At 66.2% G+C, this 26,419-nt stretch carries 27 protein-coding genes and 1 tRNA gene; 13 read left to right on the top strand and 15 right to left on the bottom strand.

Annotated elements, in window-relative coordinates; all coding sequences use genetic code 11:
• The first annotated feature begins 33 nt into the window (after nucleotides 1–33).
• Complete coding sequence (locus ABZX61_RS43155; protein WP_350732473.1) at nucleotides 34–819, top strand: MerR family transcriptional regulator; 786 nt, start codon at nucleotides 34–36, stop codon at nucleotides 817–819.
• Between the two features lie 13 nt (nucleotides 820–832).
• On the opposite strand, the gene ABZX61_RS43150 is transcribed toward ABZX61_RS43155, so the two are convergent.
• Nucleotides 833–1,504 (bottom strand): macro domain-containing protein, encoded by a 672-nt coding sequence (locus ABZX61_RS43150; RefSeq protein ID WP_355203068.1) that lies wholly within the window; start codon nucleotides 1,502–1,504, stop codon nucleotides 833–835.
• A gap of 206 nt (nucleotides 1,505–1,710) precedes the next feature.
• Between ABZX61_RS43150 and ABZX61_RS43145 the strand changes: the two genes are divergently transcribed.
• Nucleotides 1,711–3,375, top strand: coding sequence for an ADP-ribosyltransferase domain-containing protein (locus ABZX61_RS43145; protein WP_355203065.1), 1,665 nt, complete (start codon nucleotides 1,711–1,713; stop codon nucleotides 3,373–3,375).
• Between the two features lie 113 nt (nucleotides 3,376–3,488).
• On the opposite strand, the gene ABZX61_RS43140 is transcribed toward ABZX61_RS43145, so the two are convergent.
• The 3 genes from ABZX61_RS43140 to ABZX61_RS43130 all read right to left on the bottom strand — a co-directional run bounded on the left by ABZX61_RS43140 (nucleotide 3,489) and on the right by ABZX61_RS43130 (nucleotide 6,400).
• Nucleotides 3,489–3,881, bottom strand: a complete 393-nt coding sequence (locus tag ABZX61_RS43140) for a hypothetical protein (protein WP_355203063.1) — start codon at nucleotides 3,879–3,881, stop codon at nucleotides 3,489–3,491.
• Between the two features lie 151 nt (nucleotides 3,882–4,032).
• Nucleotides 4,033–5,217 (bottom strand): helix-turn-helix domain-containing protein, encoded by a 1,185-nt coding sequence (locus ABZX61_RS43135; protein ID WP_355203060.1) that lies wholly within the window; start codon nucleotides 5,215–5,217, stop codon nucleotides 4,033–4,035.
• 193 nt (nucleotides 5,218–5,410) lie between these two features.
• Nucleotides 5,411–6,400 (bottom strand): aminoglycoside phosphotransferase family protein, encoded by a 990-nt coding sequence (locus ABZX61_RS43130; RefSeq protein WP_355203057.1) that lies wholly within the window; start codon nucleotides 6,398–6,400, stop codon nucleotides 5,411–5,413.
• Nucleotides 6,401–6,505: 105 nt separating this feature from the next.
• Between ABZX61_RS43130 and ABZX61_RS43125 the strand changes: the two genes are divergently transcribed.
• The gene (locus ABZX61_RS43125) at nucleotides 6,506–6,925 is read left to right on the top strand and encodes a DUF6461 domain-containing protein (RefSeq protein WP_355203054.1); all 420 of its coding nucleotides are present in this window, start codon (nucleotides 6,506–6,508) and stop codon (nucleotides 6,923–6,925) included.
• Nucleotides 6,926–7,039: 114 nt separating this feature from the next.
• On the opposite strand, the gene ABZX61_RS43120 is transcribed toward ABZX61_RS43125, so the two are convergent.
• Together ABZX61_RS43120 and ABZX61_RS43115 are read right to left on the bottom strand one after the other, a co-directional pair.
• Complete coding sequence (locus ABZX61_RS43120) at nucleotides 7,040–10,180, bottom strand: BTAD domain-containing putative transcriptional regulator (protein ID WP_355203051.1); 3,141 nt, start codon at nucleotides 10,178–10,180, stop codon at nucleotides 7,040–7,042.
• A gap of 238 nt (nucleotides 10,181–10,418) precedes the next feature.
• Complete coding sequence (locus ABZX61_RS43115; protein ID WP_355203048.1) at nucleotides 10,419–10,583, bottom strand: hypothetical protein; 165 nt, start codon at nucleotides 10,581–10,583, stop codon at nucleotides 10,419–10,421.
• An 84-nt stretch (nucleotides 10,584–10,667) separates the two neighbouring features.
• Here ABZX61_RS43115 and ABZX61_RS43110 point away from each other — a divergent pair, with 84 nt between their 5' ends.
• Complete coding sequence (locus ABZX61_RS43110; RefSeq protein WP_355203046.1) at nucleotides 10,668–11,684, top strand: LysR family transcriptional regulator; 1,017 nt, start codon at nucleotides 10,668–10,670, stop codon at nucleotides 11,682–11,684.
• Between the two features lie 376 nt (nucleotides 11,685–12,060).
• On the opposite strand, the gene ABZX61_RS43105 is transcribed toward ABZX61_RS43110, so the two are convergent.
• Both ABZX61_RS43105 and ABZX61_RS43100 read right to left on the bottom strand, forming a co-directional pair.
• Nucleotides 12,061–12,240, bottom strand: a complete 180-nt coding sequence (locus tag ABZX61_RS43105) for an Imm21 family immunity protein (RefSeq protein WP_355203289.1) — start codon at nucleotides 12,238–12,240, stop codon at nucleotides 12,061–12,063.
• Between the two features lie 13 nt (nucleotides 12,241–12,253).
• On the bottom strand, nucleotides 12,254–12,535 hold the full coding sequence (locus ABZX61_RS43100) for an Imm21 family immunity protein (RefSeq protein ID WP_355203043.1): 282 nt from the start codon (nucleotides 12,533–12,535) through the stop codon (nucleotides 12,254–12,256).
• Between the two features lie 39 nt (nucleotides 12,536–12,574).
• Here ABZX61_RS43100 and ABZX61_RS43095 point away from each other — a divergent pair, with 39 nt between their 5' ends.
• Both ABZX61_RS43095 and ABZX61_RS43090 read left to right on the top strand, forming a co-directional pair.
• Nucleotides 12,575–13,651, top strand: coding sequence for a hypothetical protein (locus ABZX61_RS43095; RefSeq protein ID WP_355203040.1), 1,077 nt, complete (start codon nucleotides 12,575–12,577; stop codon nucleotides 13,649–13,651).
• A 290-nt stretch (nucleotides 13,652–13,941) separates the two neighbouring features.
• A complete protein-coding gene (locus tag ABZX61_RS43090; protein ID WP_355203037.1) occupies nucleotides 13,942–14,187 on the top strand; it encodes a hypothetical protein in 246 nt (81 codons plus the stop codon).
• Between the two features lie 546 nt (nucleotides 14,188–14,733).
• On the opposite strand, the gene ABZX61_RS43085 is transcribed toward ABZX61_RS43090, so the two are convergent.
• Nucleotides 14,734–15,183, bottom strand: coding sequence for a hypothetical protein (locus ABZX61_RS43085; protein WP_355203034.1), 450 nt, complete (start codon nucleotides 15,181–15,183; stop codon nucleotides 14,734–14,736).
• A gap of 775 nt (nucleotides 15,184–15,958) precedes the next feature.
• Between ABZX61_RS43085 and ABZX61_RS43080 the strand changes: the two genes are divergently transcribed.
• The 3 genes from ABZX61_RS43080 to ABZX61_RS43070 all read left to right on the top strand — a co-directional run bounded on the left by ABZX61_RS43080 (nucleotide 15,959) and on the right by ABZX61_RS43070 (nucleotide 17,931).
• Nucleotides 15,959–16,498, top strand: a complete 540-nt coding sequence (locus ABZX61_RS43080; protein WP_355203031.1) for an SMI1/KNR4 family protein — start codon at nucleotides 15,959–15,961, stop codon at nucleotides 16,496–16,498.
• Between the two features lie 558 nt (nucleotides 16,499–17,056).
• Entirely contained in the window at nucleotides 17,057–17,254 is a 198-nt protein-coding gene (locus ABZX61_RS43075) for a hypothetical protein (RefSeq protein ID WP_355203028.1), read from the top strand.
• A gap of 155 nt (nucleotides 17,255–17,409) precedes the next feature.
• Nucleotides 17,410–17,931, top strand: coding sequence for a hypothetical protein (locus tag ABZX61_RS43070; protein WP_355203025.1), 522 nt, complete (start codon nucleotides 17,410–17,412; stop codon nucleotides 17,929–17,931).
• 435 nt (nucleotides 17,932–18,366) lie between these two features.
• Here ABZX61_RS43070 and ABZX61_RS43065 read toward each other — a convergent pair whose 3' ends face one another.
• The 5 genes from ABZX61_RS43065 to ABZX61_RS43045 form a co-directional block, all read right to left on the bottom strand.
• A complete protein-coding gene (locus tag ABZX61_RS43065; RefSeq protein WP_355203022.1) occupies nucleotides 18,367–18,951 on the bottom strand; it encodes a hypothetical protein in 585 nt (194 codons plus the stop codon).
• A gap of 329 nt (nucleotides 18,952–19,280) precedes the next feature.
• Nucleotides 19,281–19,607 carry a hypothetical protein gene (locus ABZX61_RS43060; protein WP_355203019.1) on the bottom strand — a complete coding sequence of 109 codons (327 nt, stop codon included), beginning with the start codon at nucleotides 19,605–19,607 and terminating at the stop codon, nucleotides 19,281–19,283.
• Nucleotides 19,600–21,084: an ADP-ribosyltransferase gene (locus ABZX61_RS43055; protein WP_355203286.1), complete on the bottom strand. Its 1,485-nt coding sequence runs from the start codon at nucleotides 21,082–21,084 to the stop codon at nucleotides 19,600–19,602. Before ABZX61_RS43055 ends, ABZX61_RS43060 begins: the two co-directional genes overlap by 8 nt.
• 21 nt (nucleotides 21,085–21,105) lie before the next feature.
• The gene (locus ABZX61_RS43050) at nucleotides 21,106–21,345 is read right to left on the bottom strand and encodes a hypothetical protein (RefSeq protein ID WP_355203016.1); all 240 of its coding nucleotides are present in this window, start codon (nucleotides 21,343–21,345) and stop codon (nucleotides 21,106–21,108) included.
• 382 nt (nucleotides 21,346–21,727) lie between these two features.
• The gene (locus ABZX61_RS43045; protein WP_355203014.1) at nucleotides 21,728–22,261 is read right to left on the bottom strand and encodes a Shedu immune nuclease family protein; all 534 of its coding nucleotides are present in this window, start codon (nucleotides 22,259–22,261) and stop codon (nucleotides 21,728–21,730) included.
• Nucleotides 22,262–22,678: 417 nt separating this feature from the next.
• Here ABZX61_RS43045 and ABZX61_RS43040 point away from each other — a divergent pair, with 417 nt between their 5' ends.
• A complete protein-coding gene (locus ABZX61_RS43040; RefSeq protein ID WP_355203012.1) occupies nucleotides 22,679–23,044 on the top strand; it encodes a tyrosine-type recombinase/integrase in 366 nt (121 codons plus the stop codon).
• A gap of 294 nt (nucleotides 23,045–23,338) precedes the next feature.
• Nucleotides 23,339–24,028, top strand: a complete 690-nt coding sequence (locus ABZX61_RS43035) for a hypothetical protein (protein WP_355203009.1) — start codon at nucleotides 23,339–23,341, stop codon at nucleotides 24,026–24,028.
• Nucleotides 24,029–24,164: 136 nt separating this feature from the next.
• On the opposite strand, the gene ABZX61_RS43030 is transcribed toward ABZX61_RS43035, so the two are convergent.
• Nucleotides 24,165–24,237, bottom strand: a tRNA-Arg gene (locus ABZX61_RS43030).
• A 229-nt stretch (nucleotides 24,238–24,466) separates the two neighbouring features.
• On the opposite strand from ABZX61_RS43030, the gene ABZX61_RS43025 reads away from it, so the two are divergent.
• Nucleotides 24,467–25,630, top strand: a complete 1,164-nt coding sequence (locus ABZX61_RS43025; RefSeq protein ID WP_355203006.1) for a histidine kinase — start codon at nucleotides 24,467–24,469, stop codon at nucleotides 25,628–25,630.
• Entirely contained in the window at nucleotides 25,627–26,259 is a 633-nt protein-coding gene (locus ABZX61_RS43020; protein ID WP_350732492.1) for a response regulator transcription factor, read from the top strand. The genes ABZX61_RS43025 and ABZX61_RS43020 overlap by 4 nt, the downstream gene beginning before the upstream one ends.
• The last annotated feature ends 160 nt before the right edge of the window (nucleotides 26,260–26,419 follow it).

Below are 26,419 nucleotides of genomic sequence, written 5' to 3'. Positions count from 1 at the left end.
CGAGGCCCAGGCGGGGTGAGCGATACTGAGCTGATGGCCATCCTCACCGTTGGCCGGGCGGCCGCGCTCGTCGGGGTCAGCGTGAAGACGCTGCACCACTGGGACACGATCGGCCTCGTACGCCCGAGTGGGCGCACCTGGGCCGGATACCGGGTTTACTCCGACGACGACGTCGCCCGGATCCACCGAGTCCTCGTCTACCGGGAGCTGGGGTTCCCGCTCGCCGAGATCGGCCGGGTCCTCGATGACCCGGACGTCGACGCGCGCGACCACCTGCGCCGGCAGCGGTCAGAGCTCGTGGAGCGCATCACCCGGCTGCAGAAGATGGTCAGCGCGGTCGACCGCATGTTGGAGGCGTCGAAGAAGGGGATCCGGTTGACCCCGGAGCAGCAGGTGGAGATCTTCGGCGACGACTGGCAGCCCGCCTGGGTCGAGGAGGCGGAGGACCGCTGGGGTGACACCGTGCAGTGGGCACAGTACGCCGAGCGGGCCGCCGCGATGACACCGGAGGACTGGAAGGGCATCGCGGCCACGACCGAAGCTCTGAACGCCGACCTCGCCGCCGCGATGCGCGCCGGCGTCGTGCCCGGCTCCGGCGACGCCGACGCCCTCGCCGAGCGCCACCGCGCGCTGATCTCGACGTACTTCGACTGCACGCACTCGATGCAGGCGTGCATAGGGCGGATGTACGCCGCCGATCCCGGGTTCGCGGCGCACTTCGAGGCGGTCGCACCGGGTCTGGCCGCCTGGCTGCGCGACGTGATCTTCGCGAACGCGAAGGCGCACGGCGTCGACCCGGAGTCCGCGGTCTGGGAGTGACCTCGCCGCAGCGTCAGCCGCGGGGGCTGTCGGTGGGCGGCTTGATCCGGACCCGCTCCTCAGGGTGGCTGTCGATGTCGTCGAGCTGCTCGCGGATCGTCCTGCGCAGGTTGTCGTAGTCCTCGAAGCGGTAGTCGTTGAACAGCGTGTAGCCGGTCCACATCAGGTTGGCGCACACCTTCGGCGGCACCTGGCCCGTCGCCGCGCCCATGCCGACCAGCGCGACCGACGTGATGCTGCCCGGCTCCTTCTCGTTCTGCATGTGGATGGCCTGGAACGCGGCGGCGCACGCCATGGCCACGTTCAGCGTCTCGCTCACGTCCTGCGCCGACTGCACCATCGTCGGCGTCGAGATCAGGAATTTCGGGTTGGTCGCCCCGGACGGCACGCACACGGCACTGCCCACCGGCAGCGACCCGTCGAACCGGTCGCGGATCGCCCGCTGGACGCGTAGCTGGATCCCAGCTCCGAGGTGCCGCTTGATGACCGCGTCGACCCCGCCGTCCATCCGCCCGCGGGAGTTGGTCGGGCTGACCCAGGCGTCGGCCTGCTCGGAGACGATCGAGCCCTTGTGGATCTCGACCTCAGGGGTGTCGGCGAACGCGGCCAGCCACTCTTGCACCACCTTCGCGTTGACGTCCACCAGGACCACCTTGAGCGGCGGCTGCACGGGATCGACGGTCATGGCTCACTCCAGGCGAGGGGGAGGGACGTTTCCAGCGGAAACGAACATACAGCTCCACAACGACAAAACTGGATCTTGCCTGGGTTGTGTGAATGATCTCCGCGTATGCGGAACGCATCACATTCGGGATCTTCACGCGGCACAATGCCTCCACCTCAGTCCCCTGTGCCGCCACCGGCACGCCTCGCCGACCCGGGAGCCCATCGATGCGCGACGCCAACACCCCCACCTCACCGTCACCCGACGACAGCCCCACGTCGCCCGATGGCGTCGCCGCTTCGCCCGGCCCGGATGACCCGCTGGCCTTGGCCGACCTCTTCAAGGGCGGCGACGAGCCGTGGCTACCGCTCCTGAAGCCGGTCATCGAGGCGCAACCGGCCGCCGCCACCTTCATCGGCCCGAACCGCAGTCCCCAGGTCGTACCCGTCCGCGAACTGACCTTCCAGGCGCTCAAGCCCAACCCGCCGCACAAGTGGAAGGTCGTCGTCTTCGGCCAGAACCCGTACCCGCGGGCCGAGAGCGCCACCGGCATCGCGATGTTCGACAACACCTTCCACGACTGGGCCGACAGCCAGTTCGGCAAGGTCATCACCATCCGCTGCATCATCAAGGCGGCGGCGATGTGGAAGCACGGGATCCCCAAGAAGACGCCGATCGCCGACATCCGCGCGCTGCTGAAGCAGCATGACACCGTGCAGCCGCCCGAGTGGTTCCAGGCGATGCTCACGCAGGGCGTGCTGCTGCTGAACGCGGCGCTCACCGCCAGCGGCGACGGGGCCATGGGGACCGACCAGCACACCGCGTTCTGGCGGCCGGTCGTCGAGAAGCTCGTCGAGGAGATCCTCAGGGCCAAGCAGAACGCCGACGAGGCGGACCGGGGCGTGGTGTTCGCGTGGTGGGGGGCGCACGCGCGCAGCCTGAAGGAGGTCGTACTCCGGCTCCAGAAGAAGTACCCCGAGGTCGAGGTCCGGCACATTGACCACCCCAATCCCGCGGCGCAGGGCGACATCTTCTGCGACGGGACCCACTTCGCCGACGTGAACGCGGCACTCGCGGCGCTCGGCGCCGACGAGATCGACTGGCTGCCCAGCAAGGGGTGGAACAAGCTCGCCGCGCAAGGGGGCGGGGCGGACGCGGACACCGCCGACCGGATGGGGGCGTTCATCGCGTCCACGATGGAGCTGCACAAGCTCTACCTGGAACGGCTCGCCAGCGTCAAGGACGAGGGCCTGGACCTGCCGGCGATCACCGGCGTGTTCGACACCCCGCTCATGGACTTCCGCGAGGCCGTCTCCCCGGTGGCCAAGCTGCTGTCAGGGCTGGACTGGCACACGGAGCAGTCGTACCGGTTCGGCGAGAAGCAGTCGGCCGGTGCTGTGGATGGCCTGTCCGCCGACGAGATCGCGGCCCTCTACCTCTACACCTGCGAGTCGGCGTTCTACCGGCAGATCAACGCCACCCTGCGCAATCCGGACCGCACCCGCATCGTTCCGTACCTCCCTTACCTGCGGCTCCTGTTCTCGGCCGTGTCGCGCCTCCCGGCCCGCAAGAAGCCGCTGTGGCGTGGGGTGTCGCTGGACCTGCGGGCGCAGTACCCGCTCGGCCGGACCGTGACGTGGTGGGGCGTGTCCTCGTGCACGTCGGAACTCGGCGTGGCCCAGGCGTTCCTCGGCCGCCGCGGCAAGCGCACCCTCTTCGAGGTGCACCCCGCCCGGGCCGTCGGCATTCGCAGCTTCTCCGCGTTCACCGGCGAGGAGGAGTTCATCCTGGCGCCGGGAACGCAGCTCAAGGTGACCGACGTCAAGGCGGAGCGCGGCGGCCTGTGCACCGTGACGCTCACCGAACTGGCCGAGCAGCACCTGGTGGCCTGAGCGACTCCGACCATCGAGCGCCCGGCACGCCGCGCCGCCTGCCGGGCCCTCAGCTTTTACGTATGAGAGAGCCACCCGGTGGTCCCGGGTGGCTCGGGGAGCGGATGGACCGGTCAGAACACCGTTTCGGCGTTGGCGGAGCGTACGGTCCACGGCGGCCCGCACGTGCCGCGCCCGGTGAACCGGTTCCCGGCGAAGATGATCGGGCTGGCGAACTGGTAACCGTCGGAGCAGGTCACCAGGATCCTGATCGCCCCGGTGAACACCGAGCAGTCGATGTCGATGTAGTACGCCGGGATCGGGACGCTCCGGGAACATGAGTAGGTGGCGGTCAGCGTGGCCCCGCCGTCCTTGCCCTGGGCGTCCTTGAGCGTCGTGGTCGACTGGTCGGTGAACCCGCGTTCGGGCGCCGCGGCGGCCGAGCCCGTGTGAAGCGCGACAGAGAACAGCAGCGCCGTGATCGCGGCCAGCACGCCGACGAGCATTCTTCTCGCATGTACTGCCATGTGATCGAACCTTTCGCTGGATTTCCCTTTCGGCCCGGCCGAGCCTTACCAGTGATACTTTCGCCAAGCCGGGAGCGCCGGTCATCGTCACTTCGGGAGAATCTCCGCCATGGCGCCGGGCAGGAGTTCATCACTAATGCCAAAATGGCGGTCAGACAAAGCCGTGCTCGTTCCACGCGCCGGCCAGCAGCCGGGTGACGGTGGTGCTCAGCACCCGGACGCCGTGCGTGGAGCCCGGCTCGATCCCCACCAGCTCCCGCACCCGCCGCAGCCGATAGTCGAGCGTGCGCGGGTGGATGTGCAGCGACTCGGCCGTACGCAGCCGGTTCATGTCGTTGCGGTAGTAGGCGTCCAGCGTGGGCACCAGGTCGGGCCCGTCGCCGAGCCGCCGCGCCGTCTCCCGCAACCACTGGTCCACCTGCGGCGTCTCCACCGCTCCCAGCTCCGCGAACACGTCGGCCACCCCGTACGGCCGGCGCGGCACCCGTTCGATCGGCGCCACCCGGCTGACCTTCCGCGCCAGCGCGGCCGCCTGGACCAGCGCTCGGCGGCGCCCGTGGGCGGTGCCGACCGAGCACGGCCGCCCCACGACCTCGGCGACCGCCCGCGCCAGCGCCAGCCCGGACCCCTCGGCCGCCGCCCGGTGCTCCGGCCGCGTCCCGTGGTAGGGCACCAGCGCCACGAACTCATCCGGTTCCTGCCACCCGAACGGCATCCGGTGCCGCTGCAACAGGGTGCCCATGACCTCCTCCCGGCACTGCTCCGGCGGCTCCGTGGCCACCCGTACCACCGTGACCAGATAGTGCTCGGTCATCGGCACTCCGAGGCTCCCGGCCAGCTCGCCGACCATCGGGTCGTCGTGCAGCACCATGGTGGCCAGCAGATGGACGCGTGAGGCCGTCGGCAGGAACCGCTCGTACCCCCGGAAGTAGCCGCGGGTGTAGACCGCCTGCGCCGCCGTGCCCTGCTCGGCCAGCCAGTCGATCATGCGCATCGTGTCGGTCAGATCGCCGGGCCCGGCCGCCTCGGAGATCTCGCGCAGCGTGAAGGCGGCATGCAGCGCGAGCGCGCCGCGCTGACAGCCCGGTGCCACGCCCTGTGCGCCGCGCTGCTCGCCGACCGACTCGATGAAGGCCAGGTCGCTTTCCAGCAGCGGCTCGCCGGAGGCGGCCAGCTCGGCCGTCCGACGCCGTACGACGACCGCGAACTCCATCATCGACGCCCGCGATCCGGACTCGATCGCCTGGAAACCGGCGATCTCGCCGGCGCAGGCGTCCACCACTCTCCTCGCGTTGTCGTCGGCCCTGCGTTTGAGCATGCCGAAGAGGTCCCCCATGTCGAATTCTCCCCGTGACGTCCGTCTCTTCTGGAACGCGCAGTGCGATATTCGTCGGCGGGGTTGTTTCGTATCAGTGGGCTTTTCCGGCGTTTTCGGTCACCCAGCAGAAACGGGGGGTGTGGTCAGGTATGAAAGGAGCATTCCTGGATTTCGGACCGCCGAGGGCCGGTGAAAGTTTCATGACGACGGACTATCCGGCAGTCCAGCGGGATCCGGAGCTCAGGATGCGGTCCAGAGTGCGTCGGCCCATCCGGCTCATGGGCGGGTTGGTCTCGAGGTAGTACCAGACGACGCCCATCGCCTGCTGGAAGGCCCACGCTTTGCCTCGCTCCCATTCCAGGTCGTCGCACCCGAGGTCCTGGCGGAGCACCTGCCGCGGCCCGGACTCAAGCAGATGCCAGGCACTCACAAGATCCAGAGCGGGGTCGGCCGGCCCGAAGCCGCCGACGTCGAGGACCCCGGCCAGCCGACCGGCGGATACGAGCACGTTGCCCGGAATGAGATCACTGTGGGTCATCACGTCGGCGTCCTTGCGCGGCAGACTCCGAAGGTCCTTCCACAGTCCGCGAAGCCGGGGGACGTCGAGGAGTTGTTCGCTCTGCTCGAAACAGGTCTCCATCCACCCGTCATGGGCTTGCAGGTCGCCTCCCCGGCCTTGGCCGGCGAACGTGCGGCCACGCGTGTCGATCGCGCGCAGGCCAGTGATGAGATCGGCCAGGTCGTGGGCGAACGCGACCGATTCGCCCGGGTCCTCATCGGTGGCCACGGCGCCGGGCAGCCAGGTCTGCACCGACCAGGGGAGGGGGTATCCCGCGCCGGGCTCACCGAGCGCGACGGGCTCGGGCGTGGGAAACCGCGTGCGACCTGCCAGCTCCCGGGCGGCTTCCGCTTCGGACTCCAGCCAACCGCGAATCGAGTCGACGTGCCCGGCCTGCAGAGGGAACCGAGCCGCGAAGCGGTCGCCGATGCGAAAGATGGCGTTGACCGTCCCGTGGGCCGCGATGCCGGTGATCGGCAGGCTCCGCCACTCGGGGAACTGTTCATCCACCAAGGCGCGTACTGTCTCCGGTGCCACCGTCAGCTGGTTGGCGTGCATATCCACGCCGGAAGCGTTCCGCGTCCCAGCCTTCTCCCGCAACGGCTTTTCGGCGAATACGTCGTACCTGAATGCGATGATCACGGCACCGTTCTCCGAGAAAGGCAGCAGATGAACTACTGGTTCGAGGGGGAAGCCGTGTCCGTCACCTACGTTCGTGATCTGTCCGCGGAGCAGGCTCTCCTCCGTATGGGCGCCACGATCAGCCCCGAAGCCGAGGCCGAAGGGGAGGAGGGTGAGATCGCCGCCTTCGAAGTCGATGGCGGAGTCGTTCTGGCCGAGCCGAACGGCTTCGCCGCGACCCTGGACGAGGTGATCGCCCGGCTGTCCAAAGACACCGTGGCGGCCACTGTGTTCTTCAACGTCAATCTGGATCAGCAGTTCGTGTATGCCGAGGGCGGCGTGGTCGTCACCGCGTTCCAGCCCGACCAGCCGGACAGCCGCGCCGGCAGTGACCCTGACCGCCTGCTCCCGCGCATGCGCGAACTGGGCATGGAGACGGAGAGCGACCTGGTCAAGGCCGCCGAGCTCGCCCAGATCGTCACCGGCCTGGAGCTGCCCGACGATGACGCCGATCCCACCTTGATCGGCATCATGCCGGACTACTGACGGGACCTCGCCGCTGACGGTCCCGGGAAGACCACGACGGCGAACGTGCTGACCACGCTGCTGACCCCCGACGCCGGCGTCCCGCTGATGATCCTTCCCTTCTTGAGCAGTCGTTCACGAAGCGAGCGTGATCTCGGCCAGCTCGCGCCAGTCCCTCCGCGCACCGTCATGGGTCGCCTCGGTGAACAGGGTTTCGCCGAGGCGATTCCGCGTGTCCGCGGCGATCCTGGAAGCGTCCGGCAGCGAACGATCCGGCGTGCCGCGCACGCTGTCGCTCGCCCCGAGCAGTCGCGCGGCCTGCTCGTACTGTCCCTGGCGCAGCGCGAGATCCGCGATCCCGATCAACAGCTCGGCGACCGCCGGTAGATACGCATGCTCCACAGTCGTGCGGAACGCCTCGGTCCGGTGCGCGCGGGCCGTCTCGAGATCCTCGGTGAGGTAGCCGTACAGGTCCATGGTCTTGGCAAAGATGGAGCCGACCCTGTCCGAGCCGCCCAGCACCGCTTGCACCGTGGCCAGGTGCTCGTGTGCCTGTTCCTGCTCGCCGCGCCAGCGCGCCAGCACCGCCTTCGACAGCGCCAGCTCGGCAAGCGCGTCCGGCCACGCGATCCCGCCCGCGCACCGCTGCGCTTCTGCCATGGCGGACGTGCTGGATCGCTCATCGCCGAGCAGCCAGTACAGCTGAGCCTGCCGCGCCCGCAGGCCGATCACGTCCTCGGTCGCGCCTATCTCGGTCAGCGCCACGGCCGCCTCTTCGTAGTGTTCACACGCGCGCGTGAACTCGCCGCGCATGGCGAGCCGTTCGGCCAGGAAGGTCAGCGCCAACGAGATCCCCCACCGGTCACCCAGCGTGCGGAACTCGGCAAGGGCGATCTTGGCGTCGACGTCCACGTCGGTCTCGTCGCCGCCGAGCGTGAGCCGGAACCGGCCACGAGTGAGCCTGGCCTGCGCGCGCACCCATGGATCATCGTCGGTGATGAGCGGCTCCAACGCGGGCAGGAAGTCCGTCGGACCCTCCAGAATCCGCTCCAGCAACCCGACGAACCCGAGCAGCGGGTGGTGATACCCGCTGCGCTGGGACAACCGGTACGCCTCCTGGATCCACTCCCGCGCCTGATACTGATCGCCGCCGACCCCGGAGCTCACGAAGATGGTCACGAGCAGGCACGCCAACGCCCGCACCTCATCGGGCACCTCACCGGGCAGCGAGACCGCCGCGATGCTCAACTCGGCGCCCTCGACCCGGTGCCTGCTGAAGTAGTACCAGCCCGCGGCCCCGACCAGCCGCGTCGCCTCCTCGGCCCATCCCTCGGCGATCGCCCCGCGCAGGGCCGCGCTGATGTTGTCGTGCTCGGGCTCGAGCGTGGACAGCCATTCCAGTTGCTCGGCCCGACGCAGGTGCGGATCGGCCGTCTCGGCCAGCTCGGTGAAGTACGCAAGGTGCGCCCGGCGCGCCTGCTCGGTCTCCCCGGCTTCGGCGAGCCGGTGCGCCGCGTACTCCCTGATGGTGTTGAGCATCCGGTAGCGCGGCGTGTCCTCGCCGTCGGCGAGCAGCAGCGACTTCTCCATCAACGCGGTGAGCACGTCGAACACCTGCTCCCCGGCGAACGCCTCGCCCCCGCACACCCGTTCGGCCGCCTCCAGGCCCGCCCCGCCGGAGAACACCGACAGCCGCCGCAGCACGCCACGTTCGGCCTCGGTCAACAGGTCCCAGCTGTAGTCCACGACCGCGCGCAGCGTCTTGTGCCGGGAAAGCGCCGTACGGCTGCCGCCGGTCAACAGACGGAAACGGTCATCGAGCCCGCGTGCCAGCTGATCGACGGACATGGTGCGCAGCCGTGCCGCGGCCAGCTCGATCGCCAGCGGCATCCCGTCGAGCGCCCGGCAGATCCGCGCCATGGTCGCCAAGGTGTGCGCGTCGGAGCCGATGTCCTTGCGCACCAGACCTGCGCGGTCCCGCAGCAGCCGCACCGCGGACGAGGACGCGACCTCGGAGGGGTCGGCTCCCTCGGCGGGCAGCGCGAGTGGCTCGACCCCCCACAGGACTTCCCCGAAGATACCGAGCGGTTCCCTGCTCGTGGCCAGGATCCGCAGCCTGCGGCACTCTCCCAGGAGCCGATCCGCGAAGGCCGCGGCCGCCTCGATCACGTGCTCGCAGTTGTCCAGGATCAGCAGGATCGTGCGCTCCCGGAGCGCGGTGATGAGCCGATCCATCGGGTCCCCGGCCCGAGCGCCACCGAGCAATGCCTGGTCACGCAGGCCGATCGCGGTGAGAACGGCCTGCGCCAGCTCACCGCCTGCCCCCACCGAGGCCAGTTCGACGAGCCACGCCCCATCCGGCAGCTCGGCGAGCATCGTTCGCGCGGTCTCCGTGGCCAGCCGGGTCTTGCCCGAGCCGCCCGCCCCCGTCAAGGTGACCAGCCGGTGCTTGACGGCCAGTTCGGCGACCGCGGAGACGTCGTCATCCTTGCCGACGAAACTCGTCAGCTCGGCGCGCAGGTTCGTCCTGTGGTTCTCCGTTCGCCGGCCCAGCTCGCCGCGGAGCAACGCGGTGTGCAGCGCGGAGAGCTCGGCCGACGGATCGGCGCCCAGCTCCTCGGCGAGCCGCTCGCGCGTCCGCTGGTACAGGGTCAACGCCTCGTTCTCACGCCCCGCCTCGGCGAGCGCTCGCATCAAGGCCGCCACGAACCCCTCCCGCAGCGGGTACGTGGCAACCAGGTCGGTCAGCTCGGAGACCAACTCCGAGCCGTGGCCGAGGCGGATGTCGGCATCCACCCGGTCCCCGAGCGCGGCGACGTAGAGCTCGTTCAGACGCGCGACCGCGGAGTCGAACGCGTCGCTGCCTTGCAGCGCGATGTCCGCCATGGCCGTACCACGCCACAACGCCAAGGCCGGGCGCAGCAGATCCGCCCGCGCCGCAGGCTCGGCGGCACGAGCCTGGCCGACCAGCTGCTCGAACCGGGACACGTCCACGGCATCAGCAGCCAGGGCCAGCCGGTACCCGCCGGAGTCCGCCTCGATCACACCGGCCGGCAACACTCTGCGCAGCCTGGACACCAGCGCCTGCAAGGCGTTCACTTCGTCCGCGGGCGGCTCTTCCCCCCAGATCCAGTCGACCAGCCTCGCACGCGTGACGATCCGGCCGGGTTCGAGGGCGAGCGCCGCCAGCAGTGCGCGCAGCCGAATCCCAGGAACCTCTACCACGGCCCCGTCATGGTTCCGGACCTCGAACGGTCCGAGCAATCCGACTCGCATATCGGTAATTGTGCCGAACCGCGGCGACGACTACCGCCACCGCATGCAATCCGAAGGCGTTGTCGCAGGTCAGGCGAACGTGTTGGGTCTTCAGCTCGGGTCTTCAGCGACCCCTGCGGCAGCGGCGGAAGCCCGCGGCCTGAGCCCCGCCGGCAGCCGGGACCGGCCCGTAGCCTCCCTGCTGGACTGGTCGGCCAACAGGTCGAACCTGGGCGCCTTGATCCCCGCTGCCGCGGCACTACGTCGTGCCGGTGCCGAACCTCCTGTGCTTCGGCCTCTTCGTGGGCCACCCGTTTGTGACGTTCTGAGCCGTCAACCCCGGCGGGTGGACCAGGCTCAGGAGGACGCCGATCTGGGCGGGCGAGAGCGGCATGCCGTTGAGCAGCTCTTTCATGGGGATCATGGGTCCACCCTGACGGAGATCACGACGCCGGGTCCAACACCGGAAAAGCCGGGATTAACGCGGATCTGTTGTTAATGTTGCCGCGTGGACCTGCATCCCCGGCTGCTCAGGGTGTTCGTGACCGTCGCCGAGGAGCTGCACTTCGGACGCGCCGCCGCCCGCCTGTACGTGGCCCAGCAGGCGCTCAGCCGCGACGTGCGGCGGCTGGAGGAGCAACTCGGGCAGGCGCTGTTCACCAGGACCACCCGGCGGGTGGAGCTGACCCCTGCGGGAGCGCGGCTGCTGGCCGGGGCCAGGCGGCTGCTCGCGCTGCATGACGAGCTGGTCGCGGAGGTCTCCAGCGCCCGGGGGCCGCTGCTCGTGGACGTCAACATGCAGGGGCACGAGCCGCCGCGGCCGCTGGTCAGGGCCAGGGAGCTGGCGCCGGGAGTGGAGATCCTCGCCCGCTTCCACGGCGGGCTGGCCTCCGGGGCCGCCGCCATGCGGGAGGGGCGTCTCGACGTGTCGTTCGGCCGGTTCGCCGGACTGCCCGCTTCCGTGCGCAAGGGGCTGGCCCAGGTGCCCGTACGGCTGGATCCGCTCGCCGTGCTGGTGTCCGAGGACCATCCGCTGGCCGCGCTGGAGGAGGTGCCGCTCGGCGTGCTGGCCGATTTCCCGCTGGACGCCATGGCGGGCAATCCCGCGACCACCGAGTGGACCGACCTGGGCGAGCGCCTGGCGGAGGAGTTCGGGCTCACCCTGGCCACGCCACACGCGCCACCGGTCGGATCCCACGAGATGGGCCTCTACCTGCAACGGCACCGAGAGCCCGTGCTGGCCACGGCGAAGGTCGGCGGAATCCCCGGCGCCGTGGTGCGGCCGCTGGTCGATCCCGTGCCGCTCGCCCTGGAGAACCTCGTCTTCCCTGAGGGCCTGCGGCATCCGGGTCTGGACGCGCTGCTCCAGGCCGTGACGGAGATCCGAAGCATGGAACGCCGGCTGCGCCGGCCGCCGCACTCCTGGCTGCCCGAGGCCGACGAGGCGCTGCTGAGGCGGTCGGGACGTGGTCACGGGGATGGCGTCTCGGAGGCGGGCCCAGGTTCGGGACGACGGCCGGCATGACCGAGGCGACCCGCAACGACGTGGACGGGCAGCGCGCCCGTCGACCACGTACCGCGTAGATCGTCCTGACAAGCACGAAGGCCCGCTCCAGGTTTTCCCTGGTGGCGGGCCTTTCGAGTGAGCGCGGCCGACAGGAGTCGAACCCGTAACCTTCTGATCCGTAGGGAGGGGCAGACGCTTCGTCAGTGCTCTTTCGCCCTGGTGAAATTGTGGATGTGTGTTGGTGTCGCGTGATCGCGTAAGACGGCGTTGCTGTACGCCACCTGCTCCAGGAAGTCTTCGCTCCCATCACATACTGCAGTTATGTGGCTCGACCCAGTCCGCTATGCGTAGTCGGCACGCGGCTGGACAACGCCGGATCCACCGGTGTGCGCTGTCATGCGTAGCCCTCGGCGGGAGCCGTCCCGGAGACCATGACGGTGAGCCATTTCATGTAGGTGGCTCGAACCCTGTACTCACCAGGTTTGAGATCGAGGATCAGTCGTTCGTCAGGCTCCAGCTCAGCGCCAGGAATCGCGGAGTCAAAGAGCACAGCCACCTCCCGTACCTCCCAGATCAGATCTTCGTCATCATCCCAAATCCGGTTGCCCTACGAGGGCTCGTCTGGCCGCCCCGACCAGTTCGGCTTCGGTGTCTGCGGCGGCCCAGCGCACAAAGAGGCGTTCGGTCGTCAGGTAGGTCGTCATGGCAGGCTCGTCACCGAGGACAAGGGCCTGCTGCGCACCAACAGTAATGAGGCCGATGTAGCCCTCGACGGCACAGGCGCGGCCGTGGTCACCCCACGTCTCTACGGGACCGTCGTTGTCATCCACACCCGCCCAAGCGGCCCTTCTCAGCCGATGGTCATCCACTACGCTGACTCCTATTGATCGTTTCCGGGAGAAGATGCCGTGATGCAGAATCCCGCGGCGTATGCGCCATCCCCGAAGGCGGCACTGCTGCGCTTCGGTGCGGTTGTGGCTGCGTCCGGACCGGTGATCCTGACCACCTTCGGGGTAGGTAGGCAGAGCGTCGGCTGGTTCTGTTTCTCGGCGGCTCCCGCTCCCTATCCGATGGAAGGTCTGTACGCGCTGGCGGGTCCGTACTCGCTGGCAGGTCCGTACGGGCTGGGTGTTTACGCGCCGGACGACCTGCCGGGTGAGCTGCTGTTCTGGGCCGTTCTTCTTCTGCCAATCACCGTGGCCGGCCTTGTATTGAACGGCTCACGCCGAGCCACGCTCACGGCCATCGTCGCGATCGCCACAGTGCTTGCGTACGGGCTCGTCGTCGCGTTTCTCCTGCCAGGCCCCGATCCATGCACCGGGCGGGAACATGCGGTCGCACCGCCCTGGCTCCTGATCATCTCGTATCCGATGGCCGCAGGAGCGCTGCTTCTGGCGGCCCGATCACCCCTGCCGCGCAGGAAGTACGGGATGATCTTTTGGGCAGGCGCCGCCGTCGCGGCAGCATGGGCGGCCATGTTCCACCGTCTTCCGGCCACATACGACATGTTCCTGAGCACCGTCTACATGGCCGAGGCGTCCTCCTGGGACGGCCTCGCGTGGTGGTCCAGTGACGCTGACACGATCGGCCTGCCGGTCGTCATCGTTGCACTGGCGGCGGCCGCGACAGCCACTGCTCCAACCTGGTGGAAACGCACAGTCGGCATCGCGGCAGCAGCGACTCTCTTACTCTTCGTACTGCTCGACATCGTGACGTACATCAGCCTGGAGAGTGACCCCTTCGGTCTGCTTTTCGCCGATTCGGTGCGCTGGCGCCTGCTTCTCGCAGCCGTTCTCGTCGCCTCGGCCGCTTGGCACCCCCAGGTACGGATCTCCTGGGTCGGCACCGTTCACCTGGCACGAAGCATAATCCGCGGACAGTTGAAAGGCCTGATCTCCAGGCGGACGAGGGATGCCGCCGTCGCAATCATGATCGTGCTCGGCGCCCTCTGGCTGATCGTCTCGTCCTTCACGCCGAGCCGGTAGGAGCACAACGACGCAGATCCTGCGGCCCGGAACGGCATTTACGCCCAGAGCGCTTCATTACGGTGAGAACAAGATTGTCCAGGATCATCCAGGGCTGTTGTTAGCGACCGCGTTAGCAAGCCCTGCTCCCTCGAGCCACAGTCTCCCACGTTCGATGCAACGAAAGCAGGGACGCTACCCGGTCGAGAAGGGGACGATGTCTCAATACCTCAGCGGCCGGGCACCGGACGCCTGGGGCCGCGCATACCCACTGTAAGGACATGCCGCATATCGCAGAGGGAGCCCCATCCGTGGATTACATCACCCCCATCCTTGCCGCCGTCGTCGCCGTAGTGGGGACGTTGAGCGCGTCGATCTACACTCAGCGATCCGCGCTTCAAGGGAAGCGGATGGACTTCGACCAAGCCCAGGCCCAGCGGAAAGAGGATCGGGAGATCATTGAGCGGAAGGCATGGCTGGAACAACGGCGCGCATGCTATGTGGCGTTGAACAGGCACGCCGCTCGTATATCGAACGGCACGCTGAAGCGCAGATGACTGCCTCCAGGGAAGTACTGAAGGCCGCCGGCGTAGTAAGAGGCCATCTCAGCAGCTGGTATGGGATGGTCCGGAGATTGGATCAAGGGATTGCCCGCGAGGGAGAAACCCTCGACGAGGCTCTTGCCTACAGCGAGCGGTTCTGGGAACGAATTGAGCGCATGCGTACGGCCATGCGAAGTGACCTCGGAATCGCAGATGCCTCCAATGAGCCATCCGAGCCCAAGCGGAACACGGGAAGCGAGTGACAGCACAGCGCCAAAGCCACCGCCTATTAGTGCCTGGTGCGGATGCGCGTCGAGAAGTCCCAGACATCAGGTATCGGCAACGGTTGGCGTAACGTCCAGAACGGCGCTCTTCTCCCGTTGGCCGGCCTGCGTAACTCGAGTGGGCCTCACCTTCTGATCCGTAGGTCTCCAAACGCTGTAGAGGAGCGTTCGAACCCGTTCACCGCGCTGCTCACCGGGGCTCCGGCCGTTCAGATCCGTCCGGCTCAGTTCACGATCGTCCGTCCGGGTGGCTCCCAGCTTGGCTCCTAGAGAGCGATCACTCGCGCCCCAGGACGGGGAACCGCTTCTCCGCCGCAACGAGCGCATCCACGAGTACGGGGATGTCTGTCTGATCCAAACCTTCGATCTCAAAGTGAAGAGTATTTCGCATCCCAGCATGGTCGGTCACGGCCCCAGCGATCGACAGGGAGCCTGTGGGCCGACACTCGACCGTGAGTTCTATCCAATGCTCCAGGGAGGAGAGGGTGGCGCTTCCCTTGACTTCCGCGTCGACGCGCTCCAAAGCCACTCGGAAGTCGCGCAACTCCTCAATCCGAAGCCCCGCATCCAGTTCGGCAGTGAACCCTCCAACCTGTGCATGGATCGGAGAGATCAGCCAGTTCCCGTCCCAGAAGTCGGTACAGCCGGGATGCATACGACCGAGGACCCGAATCAGCACATGATCGAAGCTTCTGCCCCGGCCAATGACGATCTCAGCATGCTCCATACGGTCATCCTCTATGAAGGGACATCCACCTGGCCCAAGTTCACCAGTGTGGAAGATCTCGGCCCACGGTCGCCTAAGCTGCTGTGCTGTTGGGCGGGCCGTTGGACGCTTGGGCCGTTACTCCTCGTAAGTCCTCCTTGATCGCCTTACTATCGGGCGCGTATCGGGGACGGTTACTCTGATGCAACTCTTGATCGGAACGGGGAGCAAGTGATCTTAAGGGCATGTAGTCGGGTGTTGATGGGAATCGGGCTGGTGGTCCTCGTTCCCAGCATCCTCGTGCAGTTGGGGGTGCAGGAAAAGTGGATGCGTGCGAGGGTGGTCGAGCCGTCGGAAGCAAATGCATCTTTCCTGACACCGCTCGTGATCTCATGGATTGGTATCGGTCTGGGGATCGCGTGGGTGCTGGCGGCCATAACCTGCTACCTCATACCGAGGTCCATGGCCTATCTGCAGCGACCACAGGGCCACCAAGGCGGTTCGGGGGCGGTCGTTTAACCTTCTCGCCGACTGAGACCATCCCGTCCGCCGTCGACCCGCCCGAAGAGGAAGCGGGTCAGGGCCACGGGGACAAGGTGAAGCCCTCAACTGGAGGAACGATCTTGTCCCCGTGGCCCTGGTCTGCGCGGCTTGTCCCGGGTCGATGGTGGGCGGGATGATCAGGCTTCCACCTCAACCATCTACGGTCCAGCTCTCAGCACGGCGATCATCCCGGAGCTGGAGCGCTCCCGCCGGAGGCATGGTTTTGACAGTGCACGTGGTTACAGTCCGTCCCGTGGCTTATGACCCGACAGCGCTCGATCGCCTCAGTTCCGTCGTCCCCCCGTCCGCCTCACCGATCTTTGGCACCCGTAGCTGGGATGAGGTCTTCCGAGTTCTCGATCTCCGGCTTCCGTCCGACTACATCGCCTTCATCGAGCGATACGGAGGCTGCGAGTTCGCCCGATGGCTCAGCGTTTTCGACTTTCGGACACTCACTGATGAGCAGCTCGCTCATATCCCCGAGTGGATGGACTACTACCGAGATCTCCGAGAGGACTCGCCCGAAGACTTCCGGCTCGCGATGTGGCCGGAGCCGGGTGGCTTCTTCCAGTGGGGCAGCACCATCGACGGTGACGCCATGGGCTGGATGACGGTAGGTAAGCCCGAGGAATGGCCAATTATGATCGTCGCTCGTCATCACGACGAGGATTCGCCGGTCCAGGAGACCATGACGGAGTGGCTGGTGGGCTGGGCCTCCGGGGCTCGGTTCGGTAGCTGGGCGTTCAGCGCCGGATCTGAAGAACATCCCCTGATCTGTGAGGCACGGGACTAGGCGGAATCTCCTTCTGCGCCGCTCTTGATCACCAAGGACGTCTATGGCCACCTGCTGGAGGGTGACAAGCGGGCGGCGACGGAGGCGATTTCCGGCGCTCTCCTGGGGAGCTTCGTCCGGCGGCTCCCAAAGTGGCTCCCGAAGAGGCCGAAGAAACCGGATGGTCTCCTCAATGACAAAGGCCCGCCTCAGTGTTTCCGCTGGTGACGGGCCTTTCGTGCTGTGCGCGGCCGAGAGGACTCGAACTCCTAACCTTCTGATCCGTAGGGAACGGCAGGTGCCGCGTTCGCAGCCTCCTGCCCTGTTGAAGCGGTGGATATGAGTCGATGCCATGTGATCGCGTGAGGCGACGTTGCTGTACGCGCTGCTGTACGGCGCTCCTTGGCGCAGGCCCACGCGTGCGGGGTACGGTCCGGGACGCAAGTTGTGGATGGACAGCTAGTCAAGAGCTGTGCGTACTCGCCGGCGGGACAGTGTCTTGTCTTCGATCAAACGTCTGGCCCTCATGGGCTGAGCAGCTTACAGTGACGGCGTCCGGCTGTCCCGAGAGGAGAGTTCGTGGAGCCGTTCGCAAGAAACGAGTATGAGACCGAAGCCCGGAAGGCTCTGCAGAAGGGGGACGCCGAGGCTGCCCTCGTCTGGGCCACTCTTGCGCAGGCAGAGGCCATGAAGCAGACCGGGGGGCAGCTGAAAGAGATCAGGCACCTGTTAGGAAAGATCCAGCTCAACCTGGAGAGCAGCGCGGCCAAGCGGTAAACCTGGTGCGACCGAGCGTTGACACAGACCAGGTCATCGCGCGTTTGCCCTGCCGGATAGAGGCAAGGAGCAACAGCCCGAGCCAGGCATGACGGATGAAACGAGATAACGCGATTCATCAGCCATGCGATTAGTCGTTGCGCTACGTTTTGCCCATGTCGATCCAGCTTGTGTCTGCGCTCATCGGACTGGGTGGTGCTCTCATCGGTGCAACGGCAGCCATGGCAGTCGCTCTCATCAACCACCGCCTGAAGACGCGGCAAGAACTACGTGAGCAACTAATCGATGGCTTCATCGAGTCCCTAAAAGGGGACACCGTAGCTGCATTGGCAGGTACGAAGCTGCAAGCCGCACGCATTGGTGACCGCGAGTTGCTGCGCAAGTACTACGAAGCGGACAATGTCTACGAGGTAGTGGAGGCAATGCACTCGATCTTGCTGAAGGCCATGAATGCAGAGCGATCCGCTCAGAATCTTCAGCCACTCGAACTGCGTGACATTGACCATCTGGTTCTATCGCCTGAGTCGGCAGCGCAGCAGCAGGCGTGGAGAAAATCCCCTTCTACTTTTGTGGTTGACCCTTCGTTGAGAATTAGGGCTGATCGAGCCAAGGGCCAAGGTGAACCGCGCGGTCGGGGTCCGAAGACAACCGCAAAGCGTGGAACAACGCAATCTTGACCCCATCCAAGTTTGAAGCCGGCTCGAACTGGTGTATGCCCCATCAGTATGAGTGAGGACGTGGCTATGCACGGACGTACACAAGGTTCCCGCTCACCTGCTCCGGTCTTGGAAAGAGTGATCGTCGGCTCACGGCCGTGGTTGCCCTAGCTGCCGTCGGTGAGTAGCGAAGTGCTCACGGCCTCGGCTAACGACTTCGGGTCTTTCGCCGGTGTCATAGGAGCGCCTGCTTGCAAACGGGAGCCGGTCACGACGTAGAGCCTTCCGCTCCCTGCTCAAGCGGTAGTTGGAGACTGGTGGCATTTGATTGGGTGAGGCAGCGTTGCTGTATCCGACTGCTGTACGGCACCGCGCGCGAACGTCAGCACCGTCTGACGATGCGCCGGCCGAAACCCGCCCCCTCAACCGCACGGTTCGGTCTCTCGCCGCTTCGAGCTACCTCAAACCCGATGCCACCTCGATGTGCCGAACGACGAGCAGGAGATCCGCCGAGTGCAGACGTTGCTCAATCTCGCTTAATCGGACGCCGAGGAGGTCGCGCTGCGCTTCCGTGAAAACGGCGCCGAAGTCCAGGCACTCGCTGACGCATATGGTGATCTCCAGGAGAACGGGGTCCGAGGAGGGCAGCAGACGAGGGAAGCGTTGGCGGCGCCAAAACCGCAATGCGAGCAACGCGGCCTTCCGGGGGTTGCCGTACCAGTACCAGCGAACCTGAAGGTTGGGATTTGGTTCCTCTGCACGCGGAGATCGCCGGCCTTGCATTTTGGCCTCCCGACGCCTTGTCGCGTAGGCGTGGAGTTCGGCATGCCAGGCAGCGCGGCTGGCCTCGATAGCGTCCAGCGCCTGAAGCAGTGCCGCCTCATCGTGTTGAAACCTCCCGGCCTGGAACTCGAGGAAACTCAGCGTCGCCTCGAATCCGAGTGGCCGATACAACTGCACGCAGGACCGGAACGCTGACAGCCGCCATCGGTAGGGCAAGTCAGGGTCACGTACCCTACGGGCGAAGTTGGCGAAGCTCACCGAAAAAGGCTAGCCAATTGGACGCGGGGAGGCACCAACGCGGCAACGGCGCTGCGGGGATATTACTAGTGGTCTGTCCCAACCACTCACTTCGGGACCTGACCGTCCGCTTTCAGGTGTAGCAATCACCCTGCTCCCTAGCTGCTACCAGGAGTCAGCCAGCAGTCCGTGGTGCCCTTCATGTGAGCTTGGTGGCCGACGTTGCCGTCAGCGTTGCCGTCACTCCCCCGGATCAGTATCAGGGCATGTCCCTCGTAGATTTGGGTGATCTCCGACCTGCGAACTGGTCGCCAGGGAGGGGTGGGTTGCTTGCCGTCGTGCACATCGCATCACGAGGCAACGCGCAACTCGAAGTCCGGTGCGTACAAGGCGGGGTCGAGAACCTTGCTGGCGGGGATTCCCGCCTTGTAGGCATCGGTGAGAATCCGATCCATGCGTCCCGCCACATAGCCCATGTCTGGTTCAGGGTCGTCGATAAGGGTGAAACCCGCGGCCTGACGATCGTCGGTCCACACGTCTCCCAGCAACCGTCCTCGCTGGTCGTATACCGCGGCCCGCCGTTTCGGGCCGGTGGCCTTGAAATCGTAGGAGTCGTTCTCAGAGACGGTGATCGGGGTGACGTAATCATAGAAACGAGGATTCGGCGTGTCAGTCATCGTCAGGTCCTTTCCAGCCGAGATCAGCATCCATGGATGGTTGGGCGTTCCAGTCGGGCGGCTTGGTCCAGCCATCCGGTACGACGTCCGCTTCCATGTACCAATGGCCGTCCTTACGGTACACACCGCGCACAATGTACGACGTGCCGCGGCGTAAGAGGATCTCCCGTTCGCTGATCAGCTTGGTGATGGGGAACATGTTGAGCGCTTCGTGTCCCTTGGGGACCCGTAACATCACGCGAAGGTCCCCGTCGAACCCGCCTCGTCGGCCCACGCTCGTGCTCAAGTATCCCGGTTCGGTGATGACGCGGCCGCGCAGCCGCATCATTTCGTCGGGTGACTTGATGTCGACCCCCATCGCGTCCAAGAACGCTTTGCCCACGCCTCTGTGCAGGACCACGTCGGATGGCAGATGAGACTTGGCGATCGCCTGGTCTATGGCGGCGATCTTGTCGGCGACCTCGGGAGACCAGTCAACACCGGGATCAGCGGCCTTCGCTCGAAGGGCCGGGTTGATTTTCAGATAGCCGGGGCCGCCGTAGAACTCTAGTGCGCTCCTTTCCTCATCGGTCAGGTCCGGTAGCGGCATGTTGTCCCGTGCCCATGCGCGTCCTTCGGCGTTGCTGGGGTGCCGTACGGCATCGTCAACGAGATTTGTGCCCGCCACTGTTGGCTTGCTCTTCGGGGCTGCGATTGGGCCGTTTCCGTTGGGGAGGTGGTCTTCGATGCTCCGTCCGAGGTTGTGGGGCGTGAGGGATTCCGAAGGCTTGGGGCGGATCACGTTTTTGGCAGCCTTGCCCAGTGCTCCCATGGCTCGGGTGGTGGCTGAGGTTCCGCCGCTGGAGCCGGCCGTTGTGACGGCTGCCACGATGTCCGGCAGGAGGCGGCCGAACGCCCGCTCAGGATTCGATGCCCAGGTATCCCAGTCCAGCGCCGACTTGGCGAACTCGGCTGGGTTCTTGATGCCGTAGGCCAGGGCTTGGGACAGGTCGTTGACGTTGCGTTGCCAGCCCATGTGGTCGACGAGCATTCGGACGGGGGAGTAGTCGATCGCCAGTTTCCCCAGGCCGGCCAGGCTCTCTACGGTGCCCTTGGCTGTTTCCGTCATCGAGTTGCCGGAGGTCAGGTTCGGGTCGAAGGTGTCCTGGATCTGCTGGCCGATGCGGTCCCAGAAGCCGCCTGCGGTGGGCAGAACTGCTCCGGGGGCGAAGAGAGAGTCGTCGACCGAGATCGGCGGCTTGCCGGCGCCGAACAGCTCCGGCTTATCAAGCTCCATGCGTTCCAGAAGCAGCAACCGCTTATTGATCTCCGGGCCCTGGGTTCCAGCCCACGCCGCTATTCTACGGATCGTGTCGGCCGAGGCAGGCGACAGCAAAGCTCCGCGCAGCAAGGTCCATAACTCCTCGCCGATGGAGTCCAGCGACGATTCGGCTTGGCGCAGCGCGTCCTTCAGGCTGCGGACTCCCTCGGGGACCATGCCTTCCAACTGACCCATGGCCTAGCCAGGGCTGTCCGCCGGGGTACGGGCTAATAACGCCCGGAGTTCTTCTACAGCACCGGCGCACGCCCCGATGAGGGCTTGGCGCTGAGCGGTCAGTTCGTCGGCGAAGCGCTGTGCTGCCGGGCCGGTCCAGACGTTCTGCGCCATGAGCGCGATCGAGCGATCGAGACCAGGTCCAGCTTGATCGGTGAGTTGCTCGGCTCGACGTAAGGCCTGTTCCACTTGCTCCCGGGTCATACGCGACTCCTTCGGGTGCGACGGTCAAGCTTGGGATCAAGGCGTGGGGCCATTGGACTGCGCTCCACCTACCGCAGCAACCGAATCGCCGGGATTGGTCTGAAGTGTCAGACGATGCGACGCCAGCCCGCGGCTGCATAGGAATGTTTTTGAATCGCCCCGGCAATCTTCGAACCTGTCGCAGCCCGCATTAGGAGAGAGTGGGCGGGGAGGGTCACTCACATGTTCCGACCTGCTGAAACACAGTGACGGTCTCGCACGGCACGCTTGATCATCCCGCGCATAGCCCGCTGGCCACGGTCACCACGTGATCCGATGGCAAGCCGACCCGGAGCGCAGGGCCGCCAAGGCCCGAGCACCGGAAGCGGCGCGGCAGCTATGCCTACTCGACCGCCGTGCCCATTTGGATGGCCCATTCGGCACGGGCGAGAAGCTCGTCGAAGGTGACGATCTCGGGCGCGTCCAGATGTCGACGGTAGGGTTCGAAGGACCGGATCTTTGCAGCATGATCTCCTCCGGCTTCGCCCTTCAGCTTACCGAGATGGCCAATGACCAGGAAGGATCTTGGCCGGATGAGGTAAGTGAACCTGCCAGGAATCTCGGCGCCGTCGAGATCGATCTCGGCGAGCTGGTCACTAATCGTGGTGGCCGCGAGATGGACTGTGCCCTGAACCTGGCTCACTCCTCCCGCAAGTTCATCCGATGGTGCGAAGCACCCACTTCGATACTCCTTGCCCAGCAGCGCGGTTCGGTGGGTCTTGAACTCGGCGAACACCAAGGAGCGTACAACTCCGGACGTATGGAGGAGGGCATCCACCCGTTTGCCTGGGAAGGCGATCGATGCGCCGACGACTGTTCGTTCTAGCTTCTTCTTGTCCCAAGCAGTGAAGAGCTGGCCCGGAGTTACAGCTCCCAAGATCCACGGGTTTTGCTCGAAGAAGTTCTGCCAGACGGCCTCCTTCCCGTTGAGTCGAATGGCCTCGCTGTCGAAGAACTGTGCCCGTCAGGGGTGCGCTGTAGCCAGAGGTCCTTGACGTGTCCGTTCTCGCCAGAAACCAGCAGCTTGAGCTGGTACCGGTGCCCGCTGACTTGCGTTGGTCCAATCAGCCACTCACTACCATCGGACTTGGCAAGATGACGTTCTGTGGTGATATCAAATGTTTTGTTGACAAAACGCGCTGGCCGTCCGGATTCGGTTCTGAATGATTTGGATCAATAGTCCCGATCGGGCCGTCGTCGCCTGGCGTAGTCGGCATCCTCATCATCGTTTGAGGAAGACCCCCAAAGCGTTGGCCAAGGGTGAGGGCCGCCCCATTCGTCCTCGCTCATTCCGATGCTCCCGTCCGCGGCACAGCGCGTCCAGGAGGAGGCACGCAAAGCTGCCGGGGACGGGTGGAAGATCTCGGACCTGACGTTCACGACTCGGACTGGAACGCCCATCGAGCCTCGCAACTTCAACCGGGCTTTCGAGAGCCACTGCCGACGAGCAGGCGTTCCACGCATCCGGGTCCATGACACCCGGCACACCTGTGCCTCGTTCCTGGCCGCCCTCGACGTCCACCCGCGCGCGGCCATGCGCATCCTGCGCCACTCGCAGATCTCGATGACCATGGACGTCTACACCCAGATTCCCAGTCCCGAAACTCGAAAGGCGCTTGGCCGGCTCAATCAGAGCCTCGACCGTTCAAGCGAGGCATAACTAATCTCTCGGTACTATCACATAGGTCCTTGGGGGTATCCCAGAGGACCTATGTGTGTGCACAGGATCTTGTCATAACCGAAGGGATATGCCGGACTGGCTACGGTGGTCATTTCGCTTCTCGTTGCTTGTGGTTCAAAGGAATGGGGCTTCCAGTGAGGCGCCAGTTCACTTCCTGCCAGACGTAGCGGAGGGCGAATGACGCACCCTGTGATCTGCGAGCGGGCCAAGGGGCATTACTGTGGATGTTCCGCCTGTGGAGGGGCGCAGCATGGCTGGACCAACAGTCTCTTGTTGGCCCGAGACCCCTCTCTCGTTGCTCGTCAGAAGGCGAGAGATGACAGTGACCTCGCCTGGGCCAGAACTCGGCCTCCCGTAGGGCGACGCAAGCCATCCAAGGACAGACAGGCAGCAGCCACCGATAGCGCCACAGTCGACCTCGTTGACTGGCTATCCGAAAACCCGGACACCATCGACCGCATCCAGGAAATCGGAGACGTCCTTGCTGGCCCCGTAATCAAGGAGATCGATAAGAGGTTCGGCGGGAGCAAGCCGCGAGATTCCAGAAGGCAACTTACCAATCACTTCTGGTGCGATCTTCTCGTCGCCGTGGCCGAGGCCATCGAAAAATTCTCGAAAGCCATGGACCGGATCCCGGAGTACGTGACGACGGTCATCCTGCAGTCCCGGAAGGCCGAGGGTCGTAGCGTTCTCCTCGAGGCGCTGGTGGGTCTTGCGGTACGGACGGCGTGGGAGCCCATCAAGAGCATGATCCACACGACGGGGATCGAGGAGCTTCAACGAACGTGCCGGATCCTTGCCGTTCTGATCTGCTCGGCACCCGAGGATCACAAGGCCGTCCAGGACAGTGCCCTTCTCCCCCTGGCGAAGGAGGGGATGTTGGAGACCAGCAGGGAGCGGCTTGAGCAGGTCTTCCCGGCGGATTGGGTCCGCCGCCTACGAGAGGGCCTCGGCGAGGCGTGAGTGGCGTGGCCGGCGTCCCGTCGGCATGAGTTGCACGCGTGGGATCGGCTGTGCCGGGCTGCGTTGCTGTACGACGTTGCTGTACGGGCACGAAAAAGGCCCTTCGGACTGATGCCGAAGGGCCTTTGAGCTGGAGCGCGGCCGACAGGAGTCGAACCCGTAACCTTCTGATCCGTAGTCAGATGCTCTATCCATTGAGCTACGGCCGCTCGCTGCGTAAGCAAGCATAGCGGGTTCTGCGGAGTACCTCGAACCAGATATGGCAACCGTGTGGCCCGCTCCCTCCATCTTGCCCGTGATCTCGCTGGTTGGCCGGGGGTGGCGGTACATCGAAGGGTGTATCCACAGGCGGGTCCCGCGCAGGAGGGAACAGGGCGTGTGGGGTGGTGAGATGGGGACATGAAACGGGAGGCGTTGGGGGCCGGGGTGGCCTTTGCGATGGGGGTGGTTCTCATCGCGGGTGGGGCCGCGCTCCAGCGTGGCGTGCCCGTCTGGCTGCTGTGCGTGCCCCTGGCGATCACCTGTGCCGGGGTGCTGGTGCGGCAGCGGGCGCCCCTCGCCTCGCTGGGGCTGGGGGTCGTCGCGATCACGATCGACGCGTTCGTGGGGCCTTCGCTGGGGACGGTGCTGATTTTCACTGACAACCTCTATGCCGCGGCGCTTTACGGGCCGGCTCGGTTCGCTCGGTGGCTGCTCGGGATCACCGCCGTGCTGGCGGTCGCGGCCGGGGCCGTGGCCGGGTTCCTGGCCGCGGACTGGTGGCTGCTCGCTGTCATGGGGGTGCAGGCGGGGCTGGTGCTGGTGACGCCCGTCACCACGGCGCTGGTGCTGCGGGAGCATCGGGATCGGGCGGCGGCGGAGCGGGAGCGGGCCGAGCAGGTGGCTCATCTGGCCGAGCTCGACCGGCAGGCGGCCGTCGCGGCGGAGCGTACGCGGATGGCTCGCGAGCTGCACGACATGATCGCGAACCATTTCAGCGCCATCGCCATCCAGTCCACCGCCGCGCTTTCGCGCAAGGATCTCGATCGGGCGACCGTCCGGAGGGTCATGGAGTCCGTACGGGAGAACAGCGTGAAGGGGCTGGCCGAGATGCGGACGATGATCGGGCTGCTGCGGCAGGAGGGTGACGATCCCGCTGAGGCCATGCGGCCCCGGCTGGCCGATGCGGAGACGTTGGTGGAGCGGGTCACGCGGGCCGGACTGGTCGCCGAGCTGCGGGTCGAAGGGGAGCCGCGGGAGCTGCCCGCATCGGTTGATCTCGCCGGATACCGGATCCTGCAGGAGGCGCTCACCAACGCGCTCAAGCATGGGGACTCGTCGGTCCGGGTCGTCATCGCGTACGAGGCGGGGCGGGTTCTGATGAGTGTCGAGAACGCGGTCGGCGGGCGTGGGGCGCGGCTGCCCGGTGCTGGGGCAGGGCTGATCGGGATGCGGGAGCGGGTCTTGCTGGTCGGTGGTTCTTTCGAAGCCGGGGCCTCGGGGGACGGTGATCTGTGGCGGGTGTCGGCTGAGTTGCCCACCGGTGATGAGCAGGCGGTGCCGTACGCGGCCGTCCTGGGCCTTGGTTCGCGGGAAAGGGAGTCGGGGGTCGAGGCGCGGTGACGATCAAGGTGCTGGTGGCCGACGATCACGCGGCGGTCCGGGCGGGGATCGTGCTGATTCTGGACGGGGCCGAGGATATCGAGGTCGTCGGCGAGGCGGCGGACGGGGAGCAGGCCGTGGCCATGGCCCGGGAGGTGCGCCCGGACGTGGTGCTGATGGACGTGCGGATGCCGCGGCTCGACGGCATCTCGGCTACGCGGGAGCTGGCGGGGGTCAGCGATGTGCTGATCCTGACCACGTTCGATCTTGACGAGTACGTGTTCGGGGCGCTGCGGGCGGGGGCCGCCGGGTTCCTGCTGAAGAACACCGATGCCGAATCGCTGGTCGAGGCCGTTCGGTTGGTGGCGCGCGGGGATGGGCTGATCTCGCCGGGGGTCACGCGGAAGCTGATCGCGGCGTTCGCCGGGCAGGCGCCGCGGAGGGAGCCGGCGGCCGATCCGGGGAGTTTGACGCCTCGGGAGCGGGAGGTGCTGGCCTGCATCGGGCGGGGGCTGTCGAACGCCGAAATCGCCAGAGAGCTGGACATGGCGGAAGCCACGACGAAGACGCATGTCAGCCGGGTGCTGAACAAGCTGGGGTTGAAGAGCCGGGTGCAGGCGGCGATTTACTACTCGGGAGAAGGGGCGTAGAGGCTTAATCTGGGCGTTGTGAGCACGCCGCCGCCCCCGCCCCCGGAGCAGCCCGGAGAGCCCACCCCGCCTCCGGGGGAAGGGTCATCCGAGGGGCAGGCGGGTTGGGTGCCCCCGTCGTCGTCCGCGTCTCCGGGGGGCGGATCCGGGCAGCCGCCGA

This window comes from Nonomuraea sp. NPDC003709, from assembly GCF_040610775.1.
Lineage (GTDB): Bacteria > Actinomycetota > Actinomycetes > Streptosporangiales > Streptosporangiaceae > Nonomuraea > Nonomuraea angiospora_A.
This window is presented reverse-complemented; position numbering and strand designations above follow the sequence as displayed.

Excerpts from the sequence above, each read along its gene's own strand:
- ABZX61_RS43085 (WP_355203034.1), bottom strand. The coding sequence starts at position 15,183 with ATGGAGCATGCTGAGATCGTCATTGGCCGGGGCAGAAGCTTCGATCAT.
- ABZX61_RS43050 (WP_355203016.1), bottom strand. The coding sequence starts at position 21,345 with ATGACCCGGGAGCAAGTGGAACAGGCCTTACGTCGAGCCGAGCAACTC.
- ABZX61_RS43060 (WP_355203019.1), bottom strand. The coding sequence starts at position 19,607 with ATGACTGACACGCCGAATCCTCGTTTCTATGATTACGTCACCCCGATC.
- ABZX61_RS43120 (WP_355203051.1), bottom strand. The coding sequence starts at position 10,180 with ATGCGAGTCGGATTGCTCGGACCGTTCGAGGTCCGGAACCATGACGGG.
- ABZX61_RS43155 (WP_350732473.1), top strand. The coding sequence starts at position 34 with ATGGCCATCCTCACCGTTGGCCGGGCGGCCGCGCTCGTCGGGGTCAGC.
- ABZX61_RS43135 (WP_355203060.1), bottom strand. The coding sequence starts at position 5,217 with ATGGGGGACCTCTTCGGCATGCTCAAACGCAGGGCCGACGACAACGCG.
- ABZX61_RS43040 (WP_355203012.1), top strand. The coding sequence starts at position 22,679 with ATGCTCCCGTCCGCGGCACAGCGCGTCCAGGAGGAGGCACGCAAAGCT.
- ABZX61_RS43115 (WP_355203048.1), bottom strand. The coding sequence starts at position 10,583 with ATGATCCCCATGAAAGAGCTGCTCAACGGCATGCCGCTCTCGCCCGCC.
- ABZX61_RS43140 (WP_355203063.1), bottom strand. The coding sequence starts at position 3,881 with ATGGCAGTACATGCGAGAAGAATGCTCGTCGGCGTGCTGGCCGCGATC.
- ABZX61_RS43125 (WP_355203054.1), top strand. The coding sequence starts at position 6,506 with ATGGGCGCCACGATCAGCCCCGAAGCCGAGGCCGAAGGGGAGGAGGGT.
- ABZX61_RS43025 (WP_355203006.1), top strand. The coding sequence starts at position 24,467 with ATGGGGGTGGTTCTCATCGCGGGTGGGGCCGCGCTCCAGCGTGGCGTG.
- ABZX61_RS43070 (WP_355203025.1), top strand. The coding sequence starts at position 17,410 with ATGTCGATCCAGCTTGTGTCTGCGCTCATCGGACTGGGTGGTGCTCTC.
- ABZX61_RS43055 (WP_355203286.1), bottom strand. The coding sequence starts at position 21,084 with ATGGTCCCCGAGGGAGTCCGCAGCCTGAAGGACGCGCTGCGCCAAGCC.
- ABZX61_RS43150 (WP_355203068.1), bottom strand. The coding sequence starts at position 1,504 with ATGACCGTCGATCCCGTGCAGCCGCCGCTCAAGGTGGTCCTGGTGGAC.
- ABZX61_RS43145 (WP_355203065.1), top strand. The coding sequence starts at position 1,711 with ATGCGCGACGCCAACACCCCCACCTCACCGTCACCCGACGACAGCCCC.